Genomic DNA, 6267 nt, shown 5'->3' with positions numbered 1-6267 from the left:
GGCCACCTTCCGCAAGGAGCATCCGATTAAGTTCGCGATCTCTTGTTGAGTCCTGCCGTCATTGCGCAGTAGTAGTATTAGAATGCGCTCTCGAATGTCAGGGTGTTCATGGAACTTCAACTGCTTCTGAAGCTCTTGCTTTTCCTCTGACGTTAGATAGTTTCTGACTCCCATGGCTTATTCCATAATTTTAATGTATTATACGCAGTCTAGATGACTAACAGCTTAGCCCTGATGAGAAGTGAGTAATTTATACTGTCTATGATCTCATCTTTTTGTGTCTATCGACTATCTCTTTAAGAATCAAAATACTAATGATCAAATATTGGACTATTAGCAAATATTTCAGGAGTCTGGATTTCGGCGTGAGTCTCATTGTGAGACAGTGTCTTCAGTATTTTTCGAGGTGCCCTAGTGCAAGTCATGCAAGACGTAGAGTTTTGCAAGCATCGCTATCCGAATGCAATTTGTAAACCTGTTGCATTACAATTTCTATCTGAACATGAGGTAGCTATTTTAGAGTTAGAAATCGAAGAAAGTGATGATATTTTTCATCTGTCAGTCGTTGATGAGCGCCATTACGGGTTAGTTGGTAGAGACGATATAACTGACGAGGAAATCAGGTTGATGTCTCAATTTGAAGAATAACTTAGACAGGTATAATGATACCTGGAAATCCATGCGGCCTTATCTGTTTTCCTTCCATCTATTCATCACTGTCTCAATTATTGAAAAGCTAAAACTGGCTTGGGCTCTGATTGAAAATAACAACTAAAACCATAGCGGAGTAAATATGAAAGCATTAAAAAGTTATGGGAACAATTGACGAGCAAGGACAGCTCACTTTAGATCAACCTCTCGTTCTCGACAGAAATAGTCGTGTAGAGGTTATCGTCTTAATTCCAGAGACAACCGATGATGACGAACCTTCGCAAGCAGACCTATTGGGAGACTTCAAGCAAGCTTGGCACGAAGCCATGACAGGCCAAACCATTCCTGTCTCACAACTATGGGAAGGTCTAGAAAATGACTGACCAGCCCAGCGTTCAAGTTGAAGCCTCGCCTACCTTTAACCGAAACCTTCGCAAACTTGCCAAGAAATATCGCAGCATTGACCTCTATCATAATTCAGTCGCAATCTGCACGATGTCCATGGGCGGCTCTCCGTGTCCATGTAGGATCACCCAAGTAGGCGCGTATCACCCCACGGAGACATCCCCATGGTTCAAGGACTCTTTTCTACCGCAGAAACCATCGACCTGGCCCCCCTGATCGACCATACGCTGCTGGTGCCCACCGCCACCCCCGACCAAATCGCCCAGTGGTGCGATGAGGCCGACCGCTTTGGGTTTGCTGCGGTCTGCATTGCTCCAGCCTACGTGCGGCAGGCCAGGGAACGGCTCCACCAGCGCCCGGTGCAAATCTGTACGGTGATTGGCTTCCCCACAGGCGCAACCACGGCGGCGACCAAACTCTACGAAGCCCAGGAAGCGGTGGAAAACGGCGCGACGGAGCTAGATGTAGTGATTAACCTCGGCTGGCTAAAATCCGGCCAGCACGATGCCATCCACAAAGAAATCGCCACGATCTGCGAAGAAACCGGACAACCTGTCAAGGCCATCCTGGAAACGGCGGTGCTCACCCCCTCAGAAATTTCCCTCGCCGCCGAAATCTGCATGGATGCCGGAGTGGCCTTCCTCAAAACCAGCACCGGATGGCAGGGCGGAGCCACCGTGGCCGCCGTACAGCAGTTGGCAGAAATGGCCCAGGGCCGCGTCGGGGTCAAAGCCTCCGGGGGCATCCGCACTGCCGAACAAGCCCTCGCCCTCGTCCAGGCTGGAGCCACCCGCATCGGTACGTCATGGGGGCCAGATCTCGTCAAACAACAGCAGGCTAGTGACTCATTCACCGGATGATCTCACCCCATGGCGCTGGCGCAACGGGGTGGGTGGAGAGGGGCCATCGATAGATTAAGATGTATCGAACGTGAGATTTCCATTAAGTCAGTGGTGGGTGAGCTTGGCTTGATGCCGCACCGAGGCGCTAAGACCGCTAGGGTGTGCTACAACCTTGACAGCTTTGCCATGGACGGCATGCATCTTTTCTGATCAATGTGCCGTCCATGGCCTAGGTCAATCCTCCCGGCTGTGCCCAGTAAACGACAGGATCAACCCGTGACGAATCGATGGCGGCGAATTAAGTGGAAGCATGTGGCGGGGCTGGCCCTTGGTATGTTTGGGGTCGGAGCCTTGACCGGGTTAATGGCCTCTCGCCTTTCCCCCGCCGCAACGAACCTCACGGATTTGTCGCCCCGGTTACGGGTGTCGCAGTTGCCAGAACCCGCTGTGTTTAACGGACGCCCTCGCCCGGTGCCGCTGCCGAACTTTAAAGAGGTGTGGGAATGTGAGGTGGTGGTGGTGGGGGGTTCCCTCGGTGGCGTCGCGGCGGCGGGGCACGCCATGGCCAGCGGTGCCCAAACCTGCCTAATTGAAGCGGCCCCTTGGCTGGGCGGGCAGATTAGTTCCCAGGGGGTTTCGGCCATTGATGAATCCCTGCGGATGCGCCTGCGGGATAACTTCGCCCCCAGTTGGGTGCGGTTTCGGCAACTGATCAAAAATCAGGTGGTGACGTTGCCTGTCTGGAGTCCCGGCGGCACCCAGCGAAGGGTGGCGGATTTGAATAGCTGCTGGGTGGGGGCACTGTGCTTCATGCCCGAAGCCGGAGCCTTGGCCTCCGAGCAGTTCCTCCAGGAAAAGGACACCGCTGGCAATGGTCGCTGGGCTACAATGACCGCCTTCAAAGGGGCCGAGTTTAACGCCACCGGACAGGAAATTACGGCGATTTATGCGGTGCAGCGGATTCCTAGGGATCCCAACTATGTGCCTAGGGGACGGCTCTCGGAGGAACTGGCGGAATGGTATAGCTGGTCTCCCACCGACACCTACGACCGAGTGCCCCTGCGCCTACAAGCCCCCGCCGGACGGCCCCTGATGGTGATCGACGCCACCGACACCGGAGAATTGGTCGCTTGGGCTAGGGTGCCCTACCGCCTGGGGTCAGAATCCAAAGCCACGACTGGGGAACCCAATGCCGCCGCCTTCGACAACCCCGACTGCACCCAAGCCTTCACCTACCCCTTTGGTATCGCCGTCCACAACGATGGCGGTAGCAGCCTCGCCGCCCTATCTCGCATCGAACCCGCCTACGGCCTCCACGAACACAAATCCGTCTACGACCTAGAGGACTTCCCCTTCTTCAGCGGCAAGAGCTTTTTCCACTATCGCCGCATTGTGAGCCACACCCGCAACAGCCCCCACACAGGCACCCCCGCCCCTGGGGATATTGCCATGATCAACTGGAACCGGGGCAACGACTGGAACTGGATGGATCCGCCGCTCATTCTCAAGGATCACGAACTAGAAGCCTCTGGGCAGTACCAGAACTGGATGGGGGGGCTGTCCCAATCCGCCCTCAAATTTGGCGAAGAGCACGCCCTAGTGTTTGCCCGCTGGATCCTGGAAAACCACTCTGGCCCCGACGTACCCCTCACCTACCTCTACGGCCCCGACAGCGCGATGGGCACCCAATCTGGCCTCAGCATGGTGCCCTATTTCCGAGAAGGTCGCCGCATCCTCGGTCGAGCCGCCTACGGCCAGGAGGCGTTCATGATCCGCGAAAATGATATGCGGGTGGGCTTCCCGGAACAGCGCAGCTTTGCCCCCACCGCCATCGGCGTCAGTCACTACGCCATTGATATCCACGGTTGCCGCTACCGCAACTGGGGGCCATCGGGGGATTCCGTCAGCGCCCCCGCCCAGGAACCCAAGGTCAACCCCATTCAGTTGCCCCTAGAAAGTCTCATTCCCCAGGGGGTCGAAAACCTGCTGATTGGCGGCAAAGCCCTAGCCGCAACCCACATCGCCAATGCCTCCACCCGCGTCCACTATGGCGAATGGCAGGCCGGATCGGCGGCGGGCGTTACAGCGGCTTGGCTACTGCAACCCGATACCCCCAATCATCCAGCCGAAATCGTCCCCAATGGCTATATGCCCGCCCTGCAAGCCTACATGACCCAGCGGGGGCTCCGCACCACCTGGTAATGGGACTAGCTAGACAGGGCTACGCTATAGTCTGTCTGTAGCCTGTTTCGCCCCTGTTGTTTAGCCCGATAGAGGGCTTCGTCTGCCTGCTGAATCAGGGCCGCCATGGTTGTTGATGGACTAGGAATCAGACTGACAACCCCCAGGCTCAAGGTGACAAACGGGCTAACGTTAGAGTCAGCATGGGGAATCTGAGCTTGCCCAAGATGAGCTTGAATCTTTTTGGCCACGGTAATCACGCCATCGAGCGAGGTGCCAGGTAAAATCACGGCAAACTCCTCACCACCGTAGCGGGCGACCAAATCGGCAGGATGAGCAACGGCGAACTGAATTTGCTGTGCCACACGCTGCAAACAGGCATCTCCCATCAGGTGTCCATAGCAGTCATTGTATTGCTTGAAAAAGTCAACATCGCAAAGAATAAGTCCTAACGGTTGCTGTTCCCACTGTAGCCGCAGCCATTCCTGGGCAAGGTACTCATCAAAATGTCGTCGGTTTGCAATCTGAGTTAAACCGTCCAGATGGGATAGTCGCTGAAGCTCCTGATTGGCTACTTCTAGCTCTACGGTTCGTTGGGCTACCCGATCCTCCAGGGTAGTGACCAGATTTTTGAGCTTGTCTGACATGCGCATAAAGGCATTCGACAGTTGCCCTATTTCGTCCTGCTTCAGGGCGGTCACCTGCACATCAAAATCGCCCTGAGTGAGCTGTTGAGTCGATTGCAGCAGTTGAGCCAACGGTTGGATAACTTGAGTGCTCAAGGTACGGTAGATCAGTCCCATTTCTATGAGTAACGCAACGCCCCCAGACAGTAGGACAAATTTTGCCGCACTCCATGCGCTACTTTGCATCAGTGATTGGGGGTAGACCGACACAAAATACCAGTTAGGCCCTGCTAGCTGGGTAACCGTGATGTACTCATGATCCCTATCGTTCTCAATCACGCGTGCCCCGTTCGCCGATCCGCTAGTATCATTTCCCTTGGAGATGGGCTGCGATTCATGGGTCAGTTCAGTGGATTGAATCAAGGCAAAAATTCGGTTGAGATGGGGGTCATCTAAATCTTGAACCCTCAATGTTCTGTGCTGGGCCGCAATTTGAGAGGCAAGGTTGGGATGGGCAATCAAAATACCGTCTTGCCGCACAATGAAGTTATAGGTTCCAGATAAAGGATCGGTGTTGGTGCGATCAATTAAACTGTTCAATACAATATCGTTACCAATGCTGGCGACGTGTCGTCCTGTCGCATCGTCAATGGGGGTGACCACCGAAATAATCCAATCCGGGCTGGCTGGATCTTGATACGCATCAGTCCAGACGGTTTGCCGTTGTGGGTCATGGTCGAGGTCAGCCACGTAGAAAAACTTTTCCTTACGGACATCAAAATCACCTGGAACCATCAGCGGCCCCGGTAGTTCAGGCCAGTAAATCACGGCAATGTTTTCTGGCGAGACAATCCAAGTATTGACGAAGCGATCACGCCATGCCGGGGCATACTGTAAGAGCAACTGTTCAAACTGTCGAATCTGGCGATAAAGTGTTGCGGTCAGAGGGATATCTCGCCCCACAAAGACAGATGCCTGTAACTTACCCTCAAATTGGTTTATATCCTGGTGTTCTGGGAAATTGCGATGGGTGCCATCTGACCAAGCAAATAGGGGGGTTAGGGGTTCAGAAGGCTGAGATTGGTTGGTGGCGGTGGTAAAGGTTTGCTTGAGCAAACTGTGGCGATCAAGGGCGAGCTGAAAAATGAATTCCTCGCGCTTTCCCCGTTCAGTAACATATTTTTGAAGCTGTTCTTGGGTGCTAATCTGCGCTTGTCCGATGATATGCCCATAGGTCAACAGGGCAAAAGCGATGAAGATAACTGTCAACCGGAACAATAGCCGAATTAAGGTATTACGAGTGAGGGAGGGCTGCACTTGCATGAGGGGAAGCCATGGCCTGAGCAAAAATCCTCTAACCTGACAGACAGCGAGTATCATCATAGGCAATTCAGGAGTCGTAAATTGTGAGTATCTACCTAAATCGCTAGGATATATCGCCTAACCATTAGGGTTGATTGTATCGAAGGGTCTGACGACAATTATCAACACAAATAGCCGAAGCAAAATAACTTTGAATTAGCCAGAAACCTTCCGGATCACTACTTTAAACCTTCCGGATC

6 protein-coding genes are annotated in these 6267 nt (G+C 53.6%); 4 read left to right on the top strand and 2 right to left on the bottom strand.

All coding sequences use genetic code 11. The features are described 5' to 3' along the window. Positions 1-174, bottom strand: a 174-nt coding sequence (locus H6G62_RS28520; protein WP_347239287.1) for a helix-turn-helix domain-containing protein, incomplete at its 3' end; no start/stop codon positions are given. Between the two features lie 249 nt (positions 175-423). Here H6G62_RS28520 and H6G62_RS03950 point away from each other — a divergent pair. The 4 genes from H6G62_RS03950 (at position 424) to H6G62_RS03935 (ending at position 4100) form a co-directional block, all read left to right on the top strand. Further along, on the top strand, positions 424-648 hold the full coding sequence (locus tag H6G62_RS03950) for a hypothetical protein (RefSeq protein WP_190492808.1): 225 nt from the start codon (positions 424-426) through the stop codon (positions 646-648). A 164-nt stretch (positions 649-812) separates the two neighbouring features. Further along, entirely contained in the window at positions 813-1034 is a 222-nt protein-coding gene (locus tag H6G62_RS03945) for a hypothetical protein (protein ID WP_190492807.1), read from the top strand. Positions 1035-1220: 186 nt separating this feature from the next. Next, on the top strand, positions 1221-1916 hold the full coding sequence (gene deoC / locus H6G62_RS03940; RefSeq protein ID WP_190492806.1) for a deoxyribose-phosphate aldolase: 696 nt from the start codon (positions 1221-1223) through the stop codon (positions 1914-1916). A gap of 258 nt (positions 1917-2174) precedes the next feature. Next, positions 2175-4100, top strand: coding sequence for an FAD-dependent oxidoreductase (locus H6G62_RS03935; protein WP_199324725.1), 1926 nt, complete (start codon positions 2175-2177; stop codon positions 4098-4100). A gap of 5 nt (positions 4101-4105) precedes the next feature. Here the strand turns inward: H6G62_RS03935 and H6G62_RS03930 are convergent, their stop codons facing one another. Continuing rightward, positions 4106-6028: a diguanylate cyclase gene (locus tag H6G62_RS03930; protein ID WP_190492805.1), complete on the bottom strand. Its 1923-nt coding sequence runs from the start codon at positions 6026-6028 to the stop codon at positions 4106-4108. Positions 6029-6267: the final 239 nt, after the last annotated feature.

Origin of the sequence: Phormidium sp. FACHB-1136, assembly GCF_014697375.1 — a bacterium.
Taxonomy (GTDB): Bacteria; Cyanobacteriota; Cyanobacteriia; order Phormidesmidales; family Phormidesmidaceae; genus Nodosilinea.
This window is presented reverse-complemented; position numbering and strand designations above follow the sequence as displayed.

Bases quoted from the DNA above. Each gene is read 5' to 3' on its own strand.
- deoC (WP_190492806.1), top strand. From the start codon at position 1,221: ATGGTTCAAGGACTCTTTTCTACCGCAGAAACCATCGACCTGGCCCCC.
- H6G62_RS03945 (WP_190492807.1), top strand. From the start codon at position 813: ATGGGAACAATTGACGAGCAAGGACAGCTCACTTTAGATCAACCTCTC.
- H6G62_RS03950 (WP_190492808.1), top strand. From the start codon at position 424: ATGCAAGACGTAGAGTTTTGCAAGCATCGCTATCCGAATGCAATTTGT.
- H6G62_RS03930 (WP_190492805.1), bottom strand. From the start codon at position 6,028: ATGCAAGTGCAGCCCTCCCTCACTCGTAATACCTTAATTCGGCTATTG.